The sequence below is a fragment of the Moritella sp. 36 genome (assembly GCF_018219415.1).
Lineage (GTDB): Bacteria > Pseudomonadota > Gammaproteobacteria > Enterobacterales > Moritellaceae > Moritella.
In genome coordinates, this window is record NZ_CP056120.1 from 3,187,422 (window position 1) to 3,207,005 (window position 19,584).

The 19,584-nt window shown below is 40.1% G+C and carries 15 protein-coding genes and 1 pseudogene; 11 read left to right on the top strand and 5 right to left on the bottom strand.

What is annotated here, in order from left to right:
• The first annotated feature begins 35 nt into the window (after nucleotides 1–35).
• From HWV03_RS14040 to HWV03_RS14045, 3 genes and pseudogenes are all read left to right on the top strand, one after another.
• Entirely contained in the window at nucleotides 36–2,879 is a 2,844-nt protein-coding gene (locus tag HWV03_RS14040) for a TRAP transporter permease (protein WP_211676477.1), read from the top strand.
• Nucleotides 2,880–3,004: 125 nt separating this feature from the next.
• Nucleotides 3,005–3,088: pseudogene (locus HWV03_RS22805) on the top strand (tyrosine-type recombinase/integrase); the annotation flags it as partial.
• 227 nt (nucleotides 3,089–3,315) lie between these two features.
• Complete coding sequence (locus tag HWV03_RS14045; protein WP_211676478.1) at nucleotides 3,316–4,113, top strand: response regulator; 798 nt, start codon at nucleotides 3,316–3,318, stop codon at nucleotides 4,111–4,113.
• 102 nt (nucleotides 4,114–4,215) lie between these two features.
• Here the strand turns inward: HWV03_RS14045 and HWV03_RS14050 are convergent, their stop codons facing one another.
• The gene (locus HWV03_RS14050) at nucleotides 4,216–5,136 is read right to left on the bottom strand and encodes a LysR family transcriptional regulator (protein WP_211676479.1); all 921 of its coding nucleotides are present in this window, start codon (nucleotides 5,134–5,136) and stop codon (nucleotides 4,216–4,218) included.
• A 215-nt stretch (nucleotides 5,137–5,351) separates the two neighbouring features.
• Here HWV03_RS14050 and metE point away from each other — a divergent pair, with 215 nt between their 5' ends.
• Complete coding sequence (metE, locus tag HWV03_RS14055) at nucleotides 5,352–7,634, top strand: 5-methyltetrahydropteroyltriglutamate--homocysteine S-methyltransferase (protein ID WP_211676480.1); 2,283 nt, start codon at nucleotides 5,352–5,354, stop codon at nucleotides 7,632–7,634.
• A gap of 74 nt (nucleotides 7,635–7,708) precedes the next feature.
• On the opposite strand, the gene HWV03_RS14060 is transcribed toward metE, so the two are convergent.
• A complete protein-coding gene (locus HWV03_RS14060; RefSeq protein ID WP_017219590.1) occupies nucleotides 7,709–8,008 on the bottom strand; it encodes a Dabb family protein in 300 nt (99 codons plus the stop codon).
• Between the two features lie 216 nt (nucleotides 8,009–8,224).
• Between HWV03_RS14060 and HWV03_RS14065 the strand changes: the two genes are divergently transcribed.
• The 3 genes from HWV03_RS14065 (at nucleotide 8,225) to HWV03_RS14075 (ending at nucleotide 11,363) form a co-directional block, all read left to right on the top strand.
• Nucleotides 8,225–9,952: a choice-of-anchor I family protein gene (locus HWV03_RS14065; RefSeq protein ID WP_211676481.1), complete on the top strand. Its 1,728-nt coding sequence runs from the start codon at nucleotides 8,225–8,227 to the stop codon at nucleotides 9,950–9,952.
• Between the two features lie 209 nt (nucleotides 9,953–10,161).
• On the top strand, nucleotides 10,162–10,575 hold the full coding sequence (locus tag HWV03_RS14070; RefSeq protein ID WP_211676482.1) for a hypothetical protein: 414 nt from the start codon (nucleotides 10,162–10,164) through the stop codon (nucleotides 10,573–10,575).
• A 290-nt stretch (nucleotides 10,576–10,865) separates the two neighbouring features.
• Nucleotides 10,866–11,363, top strand: coding sequence for a hypothetical protein (locus HWV03_RS14075; RefSeq protein WP_067044041.1), 498 nt, complete (start codon nucleotides 10,866–10,868; stop codon nucleotides 11,361–11,363).
• A 67-nt stretch (nucleotides 11,364–11,430) separates the two neighbouring features.
• Here HWV03_RS14075 and yejK read toward each other — a convergent pair whose 3' ends face one another.
• Nucleotides 11,431–12,465: a nucleoid-associated protein YejK gene (gene yejK, locus HWV03_RS14080; protein WP_211676483.1), complete on the bottom strand. Its 1,035-nt coding sequence runs from the start codon at nucleotides 12,463–12,465 to the stop codon at nucleotides 11,431–11,433.
• Nucleotides 12,466–12,545: 80 nt separating this feature from the next.
• On the opposite strand from yejK, the gene HWV03_RS14085 reads away from it, so the two are divergent.
• Both HWV03_RS14085 and HWV03_RS14090 read left to right on the top strand, forming a co-directional pair.
• Nucleotides 12,546–12,776 (top strand): DUF1414 domain-containing protein, encoded by a 231-nt coding sequence (locus HWV03_RS14085; RefSeq protein ID WP_019442879.1) that lies wholly within the window; start codon nucleotides 12,546–12,548, stop codon nucleotides 12,774–12,776.
• Between the two features lie 83 nt (nucleotides 12,777–12,859).
• The gene (locus HWV03_RS14090; RefSeq protein ID WP_211676484.1) at nucleotides 12,860–14,746 is read left to right on the top strand and encodes a DUF3413 domain-containing protein; all 1,887 of its coding nucleotides are present in this window, start codon (nucleotides 12,860–12,862) and stop codon (nucleotides 14,744–14,746) included.
• 3 nt (nucleotides 14,747–14,749) lie between these two features.
• Here the strand turns inward: HWV03_RS14090 and HWV03_RS14095 are convergent, their stop codons facing one another.
• Nucleotides 14,750–15,427, bottom strand: a complete 678-nt coding sequence (locus tag HWV03_RS14095; RefSeq protein WP_211676485.1) for a metallophosphoesterase — start codon at nucleotides 15,425–15,427, stop codon at nucleotides 14,750–14,752.
• 359 nt (nucleotides 15,428–15,786) lie between these two features.
• Here HWV03_RS14095 and HWV03_RS14100 point away from each other — a divergent pair, with 359 nt between their 5' ends.
• Nucleotides 15,787–17,574 carry a GMC oxidoreductase gene (locus HWV03_RS14100; protein WP_211676486.1) on the top strand — a complete coding sequence of 596 codons (1,788 nt, stop codon included), beginning with the start codon at nucleotides 15,787–15,789 and terminating at the stop codon, nucleotides 17,572–17,574.
• Here the strand turns inward: HWV03_RS14100 and HWV03_RS14105 are convergent.
• Nucleotides 17,571–17,843, bottom strand: coding sequence for a GIY-YIG nuclease family protein (locus HWV03_RS14105; protein ID WP_211676487.1), 273 nt, complete (start codon nucleotides 17,841–17,843; stop codon nucleotides 17,571–17,573). The genes HWV03_RS14100 and HWV03_RS14105 overlap by 4 nt on opposite strands.
• A gap of 184 nt (nucleotides 17,844–18,027) precedes the next feature.
• On the opposite strand from HWV03_RS14105, the gene dacB reads away from it, so the two are divergent.
• Nucleotides 18,028–19,482 carry a D-alanyl-D-alanine carboxypeptidase/D-alanyl-D-alanine endopeptidase gene (gene dacB / locus HWV03_RS14110; protein WP_255546828.1) on the top strand — a complete coding sequence of 485 codons (1,455 nt, stop codon included), beginning with the start codon at nucleotides 18,028–18,030 and terminating at the stop codon, nucleotides 19,480–19,482.
• Nucleotides 19,483–19,584 lie beyond the last annotated feature (102 nt).

Here is a 19,584-nt window from a genome sequence, read left to right on the forward strand (position 1 = left end):
ATTTTAGGGTTGGAGTTCGCCAGAGAGGGAAAGGGATGAGTGCATATAATACCAACACATCAAAAATGAGTGATGGAGATATTCAGGAACTGGTTGCATCAAGTGACACTGGCGCTCGAACGCCGTCCAATAAAGTTATTGTTAAACTACTTGCAGCGACAGCACTAGCCTGGTCGATATTTCAAGTCTGGATCGCGTCACCAGTACCATTTACCATTGGCTGGGGCGTATTCTCAGGAGATGAAGCTCGTAAAATTCACTTGGCATTCTCCATTTTTCTTACTTTCATGGTCTATCCGGCACTGAAAAGTTCTTCGCGGATGCATATTTCACCGTTCGATTGGAGCTTAGCGATAGTCGGTGCCTTTTGCGCACTTTATCCGTTTATCGCCGATTTGGCATTGATCGAGACGCTGTTCGGTAGTCGATTGTCTGACCGCCCCGCAAACCCCAATAACATAGACATTGTGTTCTCGGTTATTGGCATCATTCTGTTGCTCGAAGCAACGCGGCGCGCCTTAGGTGCTCCCTTAATGGTCGTCGCCATTGTATTCTTAGCTTATACCTTTCTAGGGCCCTATGCCCCTGGACTACTCGCTTGGAAAGGTTCTTCTTTTGGTGGCACTATGGATCACCAATGGTTATTCTCTGAAGGGGTCTTCGGGATCGCACTGGGTGTTTCGACCGAATTAGTGTTCTTGTTCGTATTATTTGGGGCCTTATTAGATCGCGCTGGCGCGGGTAATTACTTTATTCAAATAGCCTTTTCAATGATGGGACACCTCCGGGGTGGGCCTGCAAAAGCAGCGGTAGTTGCGTCCGGTATGACCGGGTTAATTTCGGGATCTTCAATTGCCAACGTGGTCACTACGGGTACCTTTACAATTCCAATGATGAAGCGAGTTGGCTTTAGCGCTGAGAAAGCTGGTGCGATTGAAGTTGCCTCGTCGGTAAACGGTCAGATCATGCCTCCCGTGATGGGAGCGGCGGCCTTTCTGATGGTGGAATACGTTAACATTTCTTATTTCGAAGTGGTTAAACATGCGTTCTTACCCGCGATGATTTCTTATATTGCCCTAGTATACATAGTCCATTTAGAGGCGATGAAATCTAATATGCAAGGCTTGACTAAGCGAGGTGAAAGCAAGCCTGCTAAATATATGATGCTGTCTTGGGCGATGACAGTATCGGCTATTCTGGCGATGGGTGGTGGGCTCTACTACTTATCTGAAGTTTATCAGGTCATGGCATCCTCTGGGGCTCGTCTGACGGGGATTATTGCGGTATTACTCATTCAATTCCTGGTACTTAAAGGCCTAAAATCGCGCGCCGCAGAAAATAGCTATACCAAAATCGTCTCTACAGGCGCTATGGTATTGTGCAACATTGTGGTTGGCGCCTTTGGTTTATTCTTCCTGGTCGATATGATTCAGGATACCTTTGGTAAAAGCTTAACGCCTTGGGTTATGGGCGCAATCACCGTAGTGGCCTATATCTTCTTGGCAAAACTAAGCTCTGCTTACCCTGATTTGGTACTTGACGATCCGAACTCTCCGGTCCTTCAATTACCTGAAACAAAACCAACTGTAATGGCTGGACTGCATTTTTTACTACCGGTAATTGTACTGATTTGGTGTCTGATGGTTGAGCGGTTATCTCCTGGCCTCTCGGCTTTCTATGCCACCATATTGATGATTTTCATTTTGCTGACCCAGCGTTATGTGTTTGCTTTTTTCCGCGATCAAACAACGTCAGGCCGTTTTAAGTTAGGCTTTGATGAACTGATCGACGGAATGATTGCTGGTGCCAGAAACATGATCGGTATCGGTATCGCCACGGCGGTGGCTGGTATTATCGTGGGTGCAGTTTCTCAAACCGGAGTTGGACTAAAACTGGCTGCATTGGTTGAGTTCTTGTCGATGGGTAACATCATATTGATCTTATTATGGACCGCAATCCTGAGTATTATTTTAGGCATGGGTCTGCCAACGACGGCTAACTATATCGTTGTATCCTCGTTATTAGCGCCAGTTATTGTAAGTCTTGGTCAGCAAAATGGCTTGATCGTACCGTTAATTGCAGTGCACATGTTCGTCTTTTATTTTGGTATAATGGCCGATGTGACTCCACCAGTGGGACTCGCTTCCTTTGCGGCGGCGGCGATTTCTGGAGGTAAGCCAATGACCACTGGCTTCATTGCCTTCTTCTATTCGTTGCGAACCGCCTTATTACCATTCCTGTTTATTTTCAACACGGATTTGTTGTTAATTGATATCACCTTTACCGAAGGCATACTTATTTTCATTGTCGCAACAGCCGCAATGCTGATCTTTACCGCGGGTACTCAGGGTTACTTCTTGGCTAAATCAAAAGTGTGGGAATCGATGGCATTAATGTTAATCGCCTTCACCTTATTCCGCCCTGGGTTCTGGATGGATTATGTGGTGCCTCCTTATGATGAACGCGGTGGTGCTGGTTTGGCACAGGCGATGGCTGATGTCGAGCCGGGGCAGGAACTACGGATCCTAGTAAACGGCCAAAATGATGTTGGTGATCCTGTCACCCTCACGATGCTAATCGCCGTTGGTGATGAAGCGACAGGGCAAGAGCGCGTCGAAGCTTATGGGTTAGAATTACTGGTACAAGACAATGGTGACATCATGATCGATAACGTTAGCTTTGATAGCCCTGCATCAAAAGTAGGCTTCGATTTTGACCAGGTGATCGCTAGCGTTGGAGTACCGGTTGAACGGCCTGCTCGTCAATGGTTCTATATTCCGGCATTACTATTGTTGGGCTTAATTGGCTTTACTCAGCGTCGTCGATTAAAAGTATCGGCGCAAGCTACGCCGTATGTTAATGCAATAACGGACAAGTAACCCTAAAATAATGTGTCTTGCGCTAACCCAGATGAGCATATATACAAACCGGTATTATCACCTGATTTGGGTATATGCTCATCTGTCGATCCCTACCACGGTATAAATAACGGCTTCCATTGCGCCTGCGTAAAGGGCAAACAATACACGTTCTACGTCACACATTTGCAGCTCACTTTATGATGAACTGCGGAAATATATTAGTATTAATAACAAAACAGAGTGCTTATTGCTACGCAACAATAACTTACATCACCGCCCTAAAAGACAGTATTTTTCGTCAAAGGTGATAAAAAAGTGGCGCACCAAGTAAAAACATAGACTAAATCATACAAATATATGCTTAATACGGCTATTATAAAATATCGGATATAAGTTAAAACCACTAATATCAAACACTTAAATTAAAGCAACATAATATGTTACAAGGAATAATATGAGTCTTGAAGTTCGTGATCTGTCAATTTTATTAATTGAGCCTTCTAGCACACAACGTAAATTCATTACTACACAATTACAAGACGCTGGTGTTGATAACATCGAATGCCTTGTCTCAATCGAGCAGGCAAAGCAAAGTTTAACCGGATTTATTCCGGATTTGATTATCAGCGCGATGTATTTTGAAGATGGCTCTGGCGCGGAATTGGCGGAGTTCGTTAAATCTAATGTGCTGACTGAAAATATTGCCTTTATGCTCATTTCTAGCGAGCAACGATTTTCTGTCTTAGATCAAGTGAAACAAGCTGGCGCTATCGCAATTTTGCCCAAGCCATTTAAGTTTGTCGACTTGCAACGCGCCCTCAATGCCACACTGAGTTACATTGAACCAGAAGAAATGGAACTGGATTTATACGATGTAACCACATTAAAAATACTGGTAGTTGATGACAGCCTGACAGCGAGAAAACACATCTGTCGCGTACTCAATAGCATGGGTATTGTGAATATCACCACAGCAGAAAATGGTGTCGAAGCACTGGAATATCTAGCACAAAATACATTCGATTTGATCGTTACCGATTACAACATGCCGGAAATGGATGGCAAAGAGTTAATTGAAAAGATCAGAATGAACCCAGAATTATCTTACTTACCCATTTTGATGGTGACATCTGAAGAAGGCTGCGCCCAGTTAACCGCTGTAAAACAAGCTGGTGTCTCGGCACTATGTGATAAACCTTTTGATATTGATACGGTCAGAATGCTTGTGCAGCAGTTATTGAATGAACAATAGTACAGGTCTACTCGTAGTTTGAAGACTACTCTTAACATAGAGTAGATTCATCAAGGGGATGAACAACTCACCAAGCTCATTCCCTTTTTAACCATTAAAAGACTATCCGTTCACTGCTTTTATCCCTTTCAGCTGCTGAAATGAACTTTCTTTCGCATCTTTTAAAAACTCAACCATGTACGGCATTTCAAGTTGTTCAATACGAATGGCCGCATACAAGGTTGTCCAACAGCTTTCCTCACCGAGTGGTTTAGCTAGGATATAATCTTTTTCTAAGTACTCTGTTAACGCCCAATTTGGCAATGCCGCAACACCGCGCCCACTCGCCACCAGCTGTAACATCATGATGGTTAATTCCGCATGTCGAATGGCATGAGGGGAAACACCTGCAGGATCTAAAAATAAATTAAAAATATCTAATCGTTCCTGCTCTACAGGGTACGTGATCAACGTTTCATCACTCAAATCCTCTGGATCTATATACGCTTTATCTGCTAAAGCATGATGGCGACTGACCGCAAGCATCGGCTGATAGCTAAACAGCGGTTCGTAATGAATACCTGATAATATTTGTGGATCAGAGGTCACCACTAAGTCTAGGTCTCCCCGCTTTAATGCTGGTAAAGGCGCAAAACTAAAGCCCGAGGTTAAATCAAGCTCGACTTCAGGCCACTGGTCACGGAACACATCAATCGCCGGCATTAACCACTGAAAGCAACTGTGACATTCGATTGCCATGTGTAAACGCCCTGCATTACCCGATAATAAACGGCTAATATCACGTTCAGTATTAGCAAACATAGGTAATACTGATTTCGCAAGTTTAAGTACCCTCTCCCCTGCTACCGTAAAGCGTAGCGGTCTTGTTTTTCGAATAAATAACGCCGTATTTAAACGGTCTTCAAGATCTTTTATCTGATGTGATAACGCTGATTGCGTCATATAGAGACTTTCAGATGCTTCGACTAATGAACCTGTCTTTTCTAATGCAATTATAGTTTTCAAATGCTTAACTTCGAGCATCGTTAATTTCCTTTTAAACGGATGGCTAAGTTCAGCATAATGCCAACATCAATTAATTTCAACTTAATCAGTAAAAATATGAATTTGATTCATGTGAGATAATGTTCAATACTTTAGCCATCTAAACAGCTAAGCGTCTATACATTAAGTTTACCGTTTTAATTTAAAGTTTAAGACTCAAGCAAAAAAATACATCTAAGAAAATGGAGTTAAAGATGGCTAAATCACACATATTAGGTTTCCCCCGTATCGGTGCAGACCGCGAATTAAAAAAAGCAATTGAGTCATATTGGAAAAATGACATCACCAAAGTTGAGCTAGAAACCGTTGGTAAACAACTCCGCGCTAAACATTGGCAACAGCAAATTGATGCGGGTTTAGACTTCATCACTGTGGGTGACTTTGCTTGGTACGACCAAGTATTGGCATTGTCAGCGACGTTAGGTGTTATCCCAGAGCGTCATCAAGAAGAAACGATCACCCTTGATACACTGTTCAATATGGCGCGAGGTTCTAGCCCTTGCTGTGGTCAACAAGCTGCGGCATGTGAAATGACGAAATGGTTTGATACTAATTATCATTATCTTGTTCCAGAACTAAACGAAGACCAAAATTTCGCATTAAGCTACAACCAACTTGTTGAAGAGATCCAAGAAGCAAAAGCACTTGGTTTCCCAATTAAAGCCAATTTGCTAGGTCCGGTAAGCTACCTCTGGTTAAGTAAAACCAACAGTGATTTTGATAAACTGACATTACTACCTCAACTTGCTGAAACGTATAAGCAACTACTTGCTAACATCGCAACTGAAGGTGTTGAATGGCTGCAAATTGAAGAACCTATTCTCGTTCAAGATCTAACAAGCGAATGGCAACAGGCATTGACAACCAGTTATACTAAATTAGCGAAAGGTAGCAACAAACTACTACTCACCAGTTATTTTGGTGCGCTAGGTGACAATGCTGAGTTAGCATTCTCATTGCCTGTTGATGGCTTCCACATTGATTTATCTCGTGCGCCACAGCAATTAGAGTCGGCATTAGCATTACTCCCTGATAACGCTATTTTATCTGCTGGTATTGTTAATGGCCGCAATATTTGGCGTAACGATCTTGCGCAATCAATCAGCGCATTACAGCAAGCTAAAGCACAGTTAGGTGAGCGTTTATGGATTGCATCTTCATGCTCATTACAACATAGCCCCGTTGACCTAGATAATGAAACTAAACTCGATTCAGAGCTAAAATCTTGGCTAGCGTATGCGACCCAGAAATTGACTGAAATTAGCACTATCAATGCGCTTTTAAGCGGTGACAGTTCTGATAAATTAATAGCACAACTCACTGAATCAACAGCGGTAGTATCATCTCGAGCTACATCATCTCGCATTCATAACGCCGCCGTTAAAGCCCGTGTTGCAGCAATTACCGACCAGGATGCACAACGTCATAGTCAATTTACGCAACGTATAGTAAGCCAACAGCAAGAATTGAATTTACCATTATTTCCAACGACAACGATTGGTTCATTCCCACAAACCAGCGATATTCGTCAGACGCGTAATCAATTTAAACAAAATGTGATCAGCCAAGACCAATACATCACCAAGATGCAAGCAGAGATCAAAGATGTCGTAAAACGCCAAGAAGCACTCGGGCTAGATGTACTTGTACACGGTGAACCAGAGCGTAATGACATGGTTGAATACTTTGGTGAATTACTCGATGGTTTCGCATTCTCAAAAAATGGTTGGGTACAAAGTTATGGTACACGTTGCGTTAAACCACCAATCATCTTTGGCGACATCTCACGCCCAGCCCCAATGACAGTAGCTTGGAGCCAATATGCACAAGCGCAAACCAACAAGCTAATGAAAGGCATGCTGACAGGCCCAGTGACGATTTTATGCTGGTCATTTACCCGTGATGATATCAGTCGTGAAGAACAAACTAATCAAATCGCACTGGCTATTCGTGATGAAGTGGTTGATTTAGAAAAGGCTGGTATTAAAGTAATTCAAATTGATGAGCCTGCGCTGCGTGAAGGACTTCCACTGCGTCACAGTGAACAACAAGCATATTTAGATTGGTCGACTAAAGCTTTCCGTATCAGTGCATCAGGTGTAAGAGACAATACTCAGATCCATACACACATGTGTTACTGTGAATTTAATGACATTATGCCGTCAATTGCCGCATTAGATGCGGATGTTATCACGATTGAGACGTCACGCTCTAACATGGAACTGTTATCTGCCTTTACTGATTTTAGTTACCCAAATGATATTGGTCCGGGGGTTTATGATATTCACTCTCCAAACGTACCAAGTGTTGAATGGATGACACAGTTAATCACCAATGCCAGTGAATACATTGATGTGGCACGCTTATGGGTTAACCCTGATTGCGGTCTTAAAACACGTGGCTGGAAAGAAACAGAAGCAGCATTGAAGAACATGGTGACAGCAGCGCATAACTTACGCGATACATTCTCTAACTAAGCTAATATCTATTTTCTTACTAAAAAGGAGAGCAAACGCTCTCCTTTTTTCATCTATTTTGTATAAATTAGGTATTAATAATCTACAGCTGCACGCTGGCTAGTGATGCTTTTCATCATAGGTAACACAGCTTGATGTGCTGGGTGATCTTGATATACATCTAACGTTTCACGAGAATCGAGATCAGCAATTAATACTAAATCGTAAGAGCCTGCACCTTGCAGACAATCAATACCAACTTCCAAACGTTGTAACCCTGGAATCTGACCATTAAGCGCTTCAAGAGCTTCTTTCGCTAATTTAGCATTTGTGCTTTTATCATTACCATTGGCAGTGTCGAGTAAAGTCCACATCACAATATGTTTGAACGCCATGATTGTTCCATCCTTTTTAACAAACGAATAATTCACCCAACCAACTTGGGGATTTGAAGAAGTGAAAGTATAACTTTAAATGTCATATTTAGGTGGATGAATATCAATATTTCACAAAGATGTCATATGAGTATCACAAATGTGCATTACAACTACCCTATATTTATCAATATACACACATCCGTATTCATAAAAACAATAAAATAAGTGAATCAAATGAAAAAGACTCTGATAAGCACAACCATCGCCCTTGCACTAACGACAGCCATAACAGCTTGTATAGCAAAACCAAGGGACACATCGCAACAACTCATAAAACCACCTCTTACAGTAACAATGCTTGCACGTTATGAATCAGGTCAATATGGTGTTAGTGCAGCAGAGATCTTAGATTATCATGCACAAAGTAAATCTATTTTTGTGGTTAACGCTAAAAGTGGTCAAGTTGATATTCTCGATGCCAGTATAATTAGTACCATAAAAAATACCGCTAATAACACGACAAAAACCACTGTTGACCCATTAACACTTAATAATTTAACTAAAAAATCCACGTTAAACCTCGCTTCAGATCTAAATCTAACACGCCTAGGTTCTGTGAACAGCGTTGCTATTTATGATAATTTACTTGCTGTTGCGATCGAACGTGGTGACGACAAAGGAAATTCAGTGCAAGACCGTGGATTCATTGGTTTCTATAGTCTAGACAACACAGGAAAAGCGACTTATTTACGCGCTGTCGAAGTCGGTTACCTACCCGATAATGTTGTTTTCACCCATGACGGCAATAAAGTGATTGTAGCCAACGAAGGTGAACCGAGTAATGATTATACCGTCGATCCTGAAGGCTCAATGTCCATCATCAACATCAATAACAATGTGCCAGTAAAACAAGCAATTAATATCAATTTTAACGACTTTGATACACAGTCAGCACGTCATCATGAATTACCAAAAGGTGTGAAGGTAAACGGTCCAAAATCATCCGTTAGCCAAGACCTTGAACCTGAATATATCGCCATATCTCACGATAACTCGCAAGCGTTTGTATCATTACAAGAAAATAATGCAATTGCAGTGATAGACCTCAAGTCACAACGCGTTGAGCGTATTATTGATTTAGGCTGCAAGGATTATGGTCTAGCGAAAAACGCTATCGATGCCAGTGATAAGGATGGAGAAATAAATATCCAATCTTACCCTGGTGTGTACGGTCTTTACCAGCCTGATACAATCGCTAGCTACAGCATTGAAGGCGCTGATTTCATCGTCACAGCCAACGAAGGTGATGCGCGTGATTACGCAGGGTTCTCAGAAGAAACCCGCGCAGGTAAGTTAACACTTGATAAAAACCACCCTCAATTTGATGCCATCCAAGATAAAAAACAGCTAGGACGACTCAAAGTAACAACCAGTATTGGTGATACTGATAATGACGGAGACATAGATAAGATCTATAGCTACGGTTCACGATCTTTCTCTATTTGGGATGCACAAGGCAAACAAGTATTTGACAGTGGTAATGACTTTGAACGTATAACTGCGGACCGCTTAGGTATCAACTTCAATAACCATAACAGTAAAAACAAAGGAGATAGCCGCAGTGATGATAAAGGCGCAGAGCCAGAAGCATTAGCGATTGGCGAAATTAATGGACGTCAATATGCCTTTATTGGTTTAGAGCGTACATCTGGCTTTATGATTTATGATATTACCGTGCCACAGCAGGCTTATTTCATCGATTACATTATTAACCGTAATTTTACACCTAAATTTGAAGTTGAAGACGGTGTAATAACAAAGGGCAACCCTCATGCTATTGGTGATCTCGGTCCTGAAGGTATGAAGTTTATTCCAGAGAACAAGAGTCCAAACGGTAAACCTCTATTACTCGTGGCAAATGAAGTAAGCGGAACAACCGTAGTATATCAACTGAAAAAATAATCCCTCTGGTATATATTGTAGGCTCTTCGAGCTAAGTGATAAACCGCAAATAAGGTTAGTGAAATGCATCACTTACGGTGGTGCATTTTTATTTACAAGTTAGCCATGTTTTATTTCCCTCTGGAATGTGATTTCTAAATAAAACCAATATGATTAACTCAGTTGGAAACAAACCTTAACCTAAAATACTTTCACTAGGAGTGATTACAATGGCTAACTTACTAAACCAAGTAGAAACTATCTACAATGTCGCAAAAGAAACAGCAAAAACATCTATCACTGCAGGTTTTGGTGTTTACGGAACAATCATTGATGAAGCAGCAAAGTCATCAGATAAAGCAACTCAACTATTTGAATCTTTAGTTGAACGTGGCGCTCAAGTTGAACCACAAATTAAAGAGCAAGTGTCTGCTATTTTTAGCAAAAAAATCTCTTTAGAATCAATTGAAACTAAAGCACAAAGCATTACTGGTCGCTTTACTGGTGTTCAAGGTCAAAAGCTGAATGAAGTAGAAAGCAAAATCGACCTACTTGCTCAAATGATCAGCGAATTAAAAACTGAACCAGCAAAAGTACAAAAAGTGGTTAAAGCTGCAGCTTCAAAAGCAACTGCTGAAGCTTAATTAAGCTTTGATAACTTAATGGTTAGGGGGAGGCCTTCTCCTCCCTTTTTTATTCTAATTTTCCATCCCAACTCCCTTCATGTTCATCTTATCTATTGATTTAATTTAATTTAATCATACTTATCATTTAGATATAGTCATAATTCTGCACTATGCCGTTTAGTACACACTCTCAACATCTGCATTAAAATTACCCTAAAAGTGTTTGCCATTTGTATTTGCACTTTACGACGTAAAAACTACTATTAAGTAATATCAATACAATGTACATCATCCCCTAAGGATAACGAATGAGCCAAGTTAGCTTAACTTATAACCCAGTTGAAGATCGCATGTTACTCATCGTTTCTAATAATATAAATCATCCTCAGTGGTGGCTAACTCGTCACATGTGCAAGAAATTATTAGAAATGCTAAATGCTGAGTTAACACTGCAATATGAGCTAGATAAAATTCAATCTTTATACAAAGAAAACAAAACGATCCAAGAAGCGTCTTTCGCAGATAAACATCAGCAAGCATTACATGATGCTGCAGGGCGAACCGAAATACAGAAAAAATCGACACCGGCAAAACCCGATGCGCTGCTAACGACACGAATCTCGCTTGATAAAAAACCTGATAATCTTGTCGCCTTATATATTTATTCTCGAGAAAGCCATGGTATTTGTCTTGACCTCGATAATAACGGCTTGCATATATTTTTAGATATGATGATAAAAGTAGCGGTCAAAGGAGAATGGGGATTAAAACAAGCGAGATCTATAGAAAATAAATTGATTGAATGAGACTTAAACAAATGATGATAATCGTCATTACCATCATCTGCATTTACAACAAATAACGAGTTAAATACTATTCGTTATCATCAACAGAGCTACCACGACGTATAAGCTGCTCACGCAAATTAGGCGGAATACCAACAATTGTTAACGTATCAGTTTGTGCATCATAAGTAATGCGTTCACCCATCAATTTTTGATCAAAACTAACACTAAGACCACCGCCTTGCCCGACATATTTAGTCAGTTTACGTACAGCCCCACGATCTGCAGGAAAACTATCTTCAAGTTCATAGGCTTCTGACGCGTACTGATAAAAGTCACGAGATGTCACATCACCTAGATGATCGGATAGATCTTTAACTTCAATCTCATTACCTTCTTTGATTTGCTCATTACAGTACTGTGCGACTTGCTCACGTGCTTGTATCGACTCTTCAGCATCTAGCTCTGCTACATGACAAAACTCATCAACAGCACGCATTAAGCCTGCATTTTGTAATTTTGCATCCATTCCTTCTGTACAGCCAAGAAAATCTAAGAAAAAATCTGATACCTTACGACCAGCACGGCCTTTAATAAATGATAAGTAACGTTTCGAATCGCTATTTTGTCGCCACTCAGTCAAATCAATTTTAGCTGCAAGCTGTACTTTAGACAGTTCAAGATAATGCGTATTACTGAGATCGAGTTGTTCAGTAACCATTACACTGTCTTTATTTTCTAATAACGCAACGATAAGGTAATCAGATGCCATCCAATTATAATGAACAAACGACAGAATACCTTGTGTCACAAAATCATATTTGAGTAGTTCACCCACCAACAAGTTTGAAGCAGAGCTTGAAAAATCAACAAAATTACTTTCTTCATCCATAAATTTGCGAAGTTCAATTTCAAAAGGTAGACGACTATTGTCCTCTTCTGCGCATTTAAAATAACCAAAACCTTTCGCTGGTTTGGCATTGTAGATTCGATGTAATTCACTCGCAAGCTCTTCAACAGGCTGTGAATTAACCAATTCTTCACTACGAGGGTAACATTTCAGCTCACCTTCTGTATTAAAGGCTAACGAATGTAGAATAATGTTATTTAATTTTAGCTGCATATATTTAAAGTATTAGAGTTAATGAATTCTGTGAGGTATTATAATCATCTTTGCCCATTCATACATTAAAAGATTAAATTATGCCTATAGTTTCTAAATACAAAAGTGATAAAGTTGAAAAAGTTATTGATGAAGTTATTGATGTACTAGAAAAGCACGACGCGCCACTAGACCTTGGTTTAATGGTACTTGGTAATGCAGCTGCAAATATCATCAATGCTTCTTTATCACCAAAACAGCGCCAAGCGGTTGCTGAAAAATTTGCTAAAGCACTTGTTGCATCAGTAAAGAGTAAAGATACATCACATTAATTAAAATGATAGGCAAGGATGCCTTGTCATTTATTATTCGCCATTACATTATAAAAATACTATATGAGACAGCAGTTTAACTTATGCTAGAAACAGGACATCATTATCGCGATCAGGTCTCCAAAATTATCAGTTGGGGTCATTGGTTTAGCTTAGCCAATATCTTACTGGCAATCATTGTTGCATCACGTTACCTTTTCATCGCCGAATGGCCTGAAACGATGCTAGGTCAAGTTTATTCCCTTATCAGCTTGCTGGGTCATTTTAGTTTTATCATTTTCATATTATATCTGGTGGTCATCTTCCCCGTCAGTTTTCTGATACCGTTTCCACGTACACTGCGTTTTTTAACAGTCCTATTTTCCACGTTGGGAATATCGCTGTTAATTATCGATACAGAAATATTTAAGCTCTATAATTTACATATAAATCCAATTATATTTGAGATATTACTTGGAGAGAACGAACAAACACTTAACTCCGATTGGCAATCGTTCTTTGTTTTCGTACCTTTCTTATTCTTATTTGAATTACTTATCTCAAGTTTTCTGTGGCACAGATTAAGACGTTTAAGCCGTTTTAAACTTGGTCCTATTATTGCGATCTTCTTTTTCAGCTGTTTCTTAACGGGACACCTGCTACACATGTGGGCTGATGCGGCAGTGTACCGCCCTATTACCGCACAAAAAGCAAATTTCCCACTGGCTTACCCTATGACAGCAAGAACCTTCCTTGCTAAATACGGCTGGTTAGATAAAAAAGCATTTGACAAGCGTGTGACAGATACAGATAAACTATCAGATTCACGTCTCGACTATCCTAAAAGTCCGTTGGTAATTAATAACGAGAGTCAGAAACTTAACGTTTTATTCGTTAATATAAGTACGCTTCGAGCAGATATGCTTAATAGTAGCGTCATGCCTGAAATGACAAAGTTATCACAACAAGCTCAATTGTTTACCCATCACTTTAGTACCAGCAATGATAACATTTTGGGTAACTTCAGCATGATGTATGGCCTTGCATCACAATACTGGGATGATATCCAAACCTCAGCGAAACCTCCGTTTATGCTCGACTATTTCACTCAAGCAAACTATAACCTTGGTATATTTAGTACTGATGATTTAGCGTCTTATCGACAAAAACAAACGGCGTTTATTAATTTAGAATCACCACAGACAACCATTGTTGAAGGATCAAATAGTGACAATGAAACTATCGATGCAACAATAAAGTGGTTAGGTAAGCAACAAGATACACAGCCTTGGTTCAGCTATGTCAGTCTGAACTCAGTGCAAAACATGAAAACTCCGAATGGTTTTCCAGCTATGTTTTACCCGAATATTCAAGATCTAAATAGCCAGGCCAGTAATCGCCAACTAGCATTATTTAACAGCTATCGAAACAGTGTTAGTTATGTCGATAAAGCCATTTCAAAATTAGTCTATGAGCTAAAGCAGACAGGCCAGTTTGATAATACGGTTATCGTATTTACGTCTAACCATGGCACTGAGTTTAATGACTCAGAAAACCATTCATGGGGTTATGGAAGTTCTTATTCTATCTATCAAACTCAAGTACCATTATTTATCGTGTGGCCAGGAAAGGAACCAAGTGTCATAGAACAAGACACAAACCACACAGATTTGGTTCCGACTATTTTGAGTAACCTATCCGCTGTAAAGAACCCGATTTCAGATTACAGTAATGGTATTGATTTATTTGCGGGTAACTTTAAAACATGGCAGTTACTCGGCGATGAGAATAACTTTGTTATCCTTCAAGAAGACACGATCACATTATTTTCTTATCAAGGTATATTTAGTCGCCAGGGTAACCATGATGTACGTAATCGTAACTCTTACAAGTCTGTTCCACGAACGACGATGCATGAAGCTACATTTAATCAGGTACTTAGTGAATTAAATTACTTTTTTAAAGCAGCGCCAGCGCAGACACAGGATTAAGAATTAAGCTACCACCATGTATGCTTGTTGTGCGGATAAGATGGTTAATCGTCTTGTCCGCATTAATGTATCAATCCATAATTGATTCGAATTAGTTGTGACTCGCGTGCAATTTACATGGCCATGTATTGCCAAGTTAACCCCTTGAATATGAAATATTTCTCCCTGCTTCACCTGCTTATATTGTTTAGTCGACCAAACGCATTCCTTTAATAATTCCATGTCATCTATACCTGCATTTTGTAACGATAACCAACTTAATGGTGCATTTGCGTGGCAGACGCCAATCTTGCCAAATTCTGACTCGATAGTAAATGCGATTGGACAATACTGTTCTATTAGTAGTTTTAACCTAGCTTGCTCGTCTCTTGAACACTGAAAGAACCACTCTCCACCTACATTACGATGAATTCGAGCCAACTCACTATTACTATCAGCGAATAACATTTCTTCGTGATTTCCCCTAACGGCATAAAACCAAGGTTTTTTAAGCAATTCAAGGCATGCTATTGAGTCAGGACCACGATCCACAATATCCCCAACAGAAAACAAACGGTCACACTCAAAATCAAACTGACACTGCGCTAATGTCGCTAATAACAAATTATATTCACCGTGAATGTCTCCCACAAAGAAGTCCCGCCCTTTATGGTTGATTGGTATATTTTTATGTATTCGCATTTCCTACCTCATTAGGTATACATGACAATATTTTATTTTTGCGATTGCGTTCACGTTAGCGCTATCATAAGTCAACGCCACAACAGCTTAATCAATGAAAACGTCTCGAAACATAACAGCCTGATAATTTTACTAGTATTATTTAATATAGATTAAATACAACATTAACAATTAATTAAAGAAAATGTTCCGCGACATACCTACAGTATGGTGCATACAATGATAACAACATCTTGATAACATATTCAGTCATTAATCTTAATTAACCTAATGAGCACACCCAAGATATTCTAAAACAAATATAGTGCTTAAAGTACAGTCTTGGTGTGATACTAACGGATTAGCAGTAGGGGTAATATATGTCAAATACTAACTTTGATTTTGACCAGATAATCATTGGATCTGGTTTTGGTGGGGCCGCCAGCGCATTGCGTTTAACAGAAAAAGGATTTCGAGTATTAGTATTAGAGCGTGGTAAACGCATTAGGACGAAAGAGTTCTCACGAACGAGTTGGAATTTAAAGCGTTTTATGTGGTTGCCTCAATTAGGCCTTACAGGACCATTTACACTCTCTATCACACGTAAAATTAACTTGGTTCATGGTAGCGCGGTTGGGGGAGGTTCACTTGTTTACGGAAACACTCACCTTATCCCGGGTCCTGAGATCTTTACTCATCCATCATGGACAGGTATGCATGAAGACTGGCATACACGTTTATCTCCTTATTATGCATTAGCACAGCGTATGATTGGCGTACAACAAAACCGATTCTTTGGTCCTGCCGACCTTATTTTAAAAGACGTTGCAAAGGATATGGGACGTGAAGATACCTTTAAAACTGTATATAGCGGCCTGCTCTATCCAAAAGGTGAAAATAAGGTTTCACAAAATATAGATGTTGAACGTTTAGGTGAAGATCGTGGCGACCCCTATTTTAATGGCGATGGTCCAAAACGAAATAGCTGCACCTATTGTGGTAACTGTATGTCTGGTTGCCGTCACAATGCTAAAAATAGTCTCGATAAAAACTACCTTTACTTCGCTGAACGTAATGGCGCAGAAATCCGTCCAGAATCAAATGTCACTAAGATTGAACCGATTGCCGATGAAAACGGCGTAAAAGATGGTAATGCGGGCTACACAATCCATGTAACCGAAGGTTTAGGTTTATTTAATAAGAAAAAATACACCTTAACAACACGTGGCGTCATCGTTTCAGGTGGTGTCTTTGGCACCATGCCATTGCTGCTCAGAATGCGGGATGTCGAAAAGACATTACCAAATCTAAGTCCAAACCTTGGTCAGAACGTACTAACAAACTCAGAAACATTATTAACAGTTTCACACAATCGCCTGACCCAACAAGAACAAAAAGAAGAAGTTTGGAATGGCAGTGCTATTACCTCGATCTTCTCTCCAGATGATGAAACCAAGGTTGAAATTGTGCGTTATGCAAAAGGCAGTGACGCTGCATTTACAGGAGGCATGTCAGTACCACTAACGTCAAAACAGTCTGGAATTCCCCGCTCTGTGAGCATGCTCATTAATATCGCTAAGCAACCCATTAAAACCCTTAAAATGGCAAACCCAGTTGGTAAAGCGAAAGACACGATTATCTTATTAGTGATGCAGACAGCACAAAACCACATTCACCTAGAAAGTAAACGTGCTTGGTACTCACCGTTCAAACCAACATGGATACCTGTGCAACACAAAGGTGACGAAAAACTCAGAAACTACTTCCCTATTGCGCATAAAGTAGCTGAACATTACGTGAAGCGTTCCGGTGGTGATGCCGGTAATCTCGCCTTAGAAGTCATTGTGGGCACCCCTATCACAGCTCACATGATGGGAGGAGCAATAATGGGCAAGGATCCAAAAACAGCGGTACTTGATGGTACAGGCCAGGCTTATGGCTATAAGAACCTGCGTATTCTCGATGGTTCAATTATTGCTGGTAACTTAGGCGTAAATCCATCGCTTACAATTTTGGCTCTAACTGAACATGCGATGGCGCAGATCCCAGTATTCGATGCCGAAAGAGCGGCTAAGATTAAACCGATTCATTTTTCAGCAGCCCTCGACGGTAATCCGTCAGCAATCCAAGCAGCTGGTATGCCTGAGATCCTAACCAAAGCGATTTAATCGCAAAAACTCGCAGACTTGATTAAAGCGAGTTTTTGTTTCCGCGGTAACTGTTTAATCGCGTACTCTCGTTTACTGGCCCGACTTCGGTCGGGTTGGATTTCTGTATATGCAATCCGTATCGGTTTCGCTCGACGAAAAAATTTCGCACCCGTTCCTTTACAATGCTGCTGATAACGTCTTTCCATATCGGTAGTTATACCACAATACAGGCCCGCATCAGTTTCAATAAGGTAAACAATCCATAACCGTTCTACTGCTTTTATCACGACTTAGCCTTTACTTTTATAGCCATCACAATCAATACATGACTATGCTTTCTCATTTAAAATATCACTCGTGTAGTAATATCGCATGTATGAATATTTTGTGTAATTTAATTATACGCATTTTATTGCTTTACAATCTCAGATAGAATAATCATCCATACAGCAATCAATATTAAAAAATAATATGTTACGAACTTTCCTTTATTGTACTACTCTCTACTTCATCAGCATGAATGCCAACGCTAATACCGATGAAATAGCGCCTTTAGAAAAACTGCTCCCGCCAGGTACAAATGTTGCCTATATTATTGGTCAACCTTTCAATGCAACTGAAAAAATCAATAGTAACACCATCAATCAACATAATGCCGACCTCTTATTAACGCCAGCATCAACACAAAAGCTACTAACAGCATTAGCAGCCAAGCTTTACCTTACAGACGAGTATATCTTTAAGACCAGCTTACATGGCAATATTTATAAACAGACATTAAGCGAAATGGAGTTTAATTTTACGGGTGACCCAACTTTCACCAGAAAAGATTTACGTAAAATGCTTAAGCAATTAAAAGCCAAAGGGATCACACATATTAACGGTGATATCACGCTTAATCAAAGCCGTTTTAACGGTTATAATTGGGGCAATGGTCAGGTATGGAATGATCAAGCTGTCTGTTATGCCACACAAGCGTCAGCCTTGGTCATCAACAGTAATTGTGTATTAGGAAATTTAAAGCGCTCTGCCGAACTTGAAAAAGCAACTGTTTACATTCCGGGCTATGAACCGATAGTATTAACGAGCCAAGTTAATATCGTCACTAAAGAGCAGCAGAAGGCACAGTTTTGTGATTTAGAGGTCACACGCCATCCAGACAACAATTACACGTTATTTGGCTGTATTACGCCCTCTAAACGTAACCTTCCCTTGTCATTTGCTATTTCAGAACCGACCACTTACTTTACAGCACTGCTTAAAGCAGAATTAGCACAAGCGAGCATTAAATTTACAGGTCAGGTTGTTGAAAGCCATAAAACGATAAAGACAGCCGAAGTGATCAATCACCAGTCACCACCGCTTGCAGAAATTATCGCTAGAATGATGAAAGAGTCAGATAATTTAATTGCTGACATATTATTTAAAACCATCGGTGCAGAATACTTCCAACAAGCAGGTAATTACCGAAATGGCGCTAAAGCCATGCGCTTAATCTTGGCCGAAAAAGACATCTCATTAGCATCGAATGTGATTGCCGATGGCTCTGGACTATCACGTCACAATTTAGTGTCTGCACAAACTATGTTCAGAGTACTGGAGTATGTCATCCGCCATGATGATGAACTACAATTATTAGACACAATGCCAATATCAGGTGTAGATGGTACATTGCAATATCGTCGCGGGTTATTGACAAAGAAACTAACAGGTAAGATTGTCGCGAAAACGGGTTCATTAAAAGGTTTATCTAATTTAGTTGGTTTTGTAAAAACAGAAAAAAATCACATGGTTCCTTTTGTACTGATGGTGAGTGGTTACAACCCTAAGACTATTGAGCAAGATAAGCATAATAAACCGAGACAAGCATCACCTCTGACGCAATATTCGGCCGCATTCTTTAATACCATAGTCTCTACTTATTAGTGACTTAAACAAAATAGCTCATAAAAAATGGCGAGCAACTCAACTTAGTATCAGTTTCGTTGTTCGCCATTTTTTGTATTATTTATCAACCCGCACTAAAGC

Excerpts from the sequence above, each read along its gene's own strand:
- HWV03_RS14085 (WP_019442879.1), top strand. The coding sequence starts at position 12,546 with ATGCCTATAGTTTCTAAATACAAAAGTGATAAAGTTGAAAAAGTTATT.
- HWV03_RS14095 (WP_211676485.1), bottom strand. The coding sequence starts at position 15,427 with ATGCGAATACATAAAAATATACCAATCAACCATAAAGGGCGGGACTTC.
- HWV03_RS14070 (WP_211676482.1), top strand. The coding sequence starts at position 10,162 with ATGGCTAACTTACTAAACCAAGTAGAAACTATCTACAATGTCGCAAAA.
- yejK (WP_211676483.1), bottom strand. The coding sequence starts at position 12,465 with ATGCAGCTAAAATTAAATAACATTATTCTACATTCGTTAGCCTTTAAT.
- HWV03_RS14065 (WP_211676481.1), top strand. The coding sequence starts at position 8,225 with ATGAAAAAGACTCTGATAAGCACAACCATCGCCCTTGCACTAACGACA.
- metE (WP_211676480.1), top strand. The coding sequence starts at position 5,352 with ATGGCTAAATCACACATATTAGGTTTCCCCCGTATCGGTGCAGACCGC.
- HWV03_RS14060 (WP_017219590.1), bottom strand. The coding sequence starts at position 8,008 with ATGGCGTTCAAACATATTGTGATGTGGACTTTACTCGACACTGCCAAT.
- HWV03_RS14045 (WP_211676478.1), top strand. The coding sequence starts at position 3,316 with ATGAGTCTTGAAGTTCGTGATCTGTCAATTTTATTAATTGAGCCTTCT.
- dacB (WP_255546828.1), top strand. The coding sequence starts at position 18,028 with ATGTTACGAACTTTCCTTTATTGTACTACTCTCTACTTCATCAGCATG.
- HWV03_RS14090 (WP_211676484.1), top strand. The coding sequence starts at position 12,860 with ATGCTAGAAACAGGACATCATTATCGCGATCAGGTCTCCAAAATTATC.
- HWV03_RS14050 (WP_211676479.1), bottom strand. The coding sequence starts at position 5,136 with ATGCTCGAAGTTAAGCATTTGAAAACTATAATTGCATTAGAAAAGACA.
- HWV03_RS14075 (WP_067044041.1), top strand. The coding sequence starts at position 10,866 with ATGAGCCAAGTTAGCTTAACTTATAACCCAGTTGAAGATCGCATGTTA.
- HWV03_RS14100 (WP_211676486.1), top strand. The coding sequence starts at position 15,787 with ATGTCAAATACTAACTTTGATTTTGACCAGATAATCATTGGATCTGGT.
- HWV03_RS14040 (WP_211676477.1), top strand. The coding sequence starts at position 36 with ATGAGTGCATATAATACCAACACATCAAAAATGAGTGATGGAGATATT.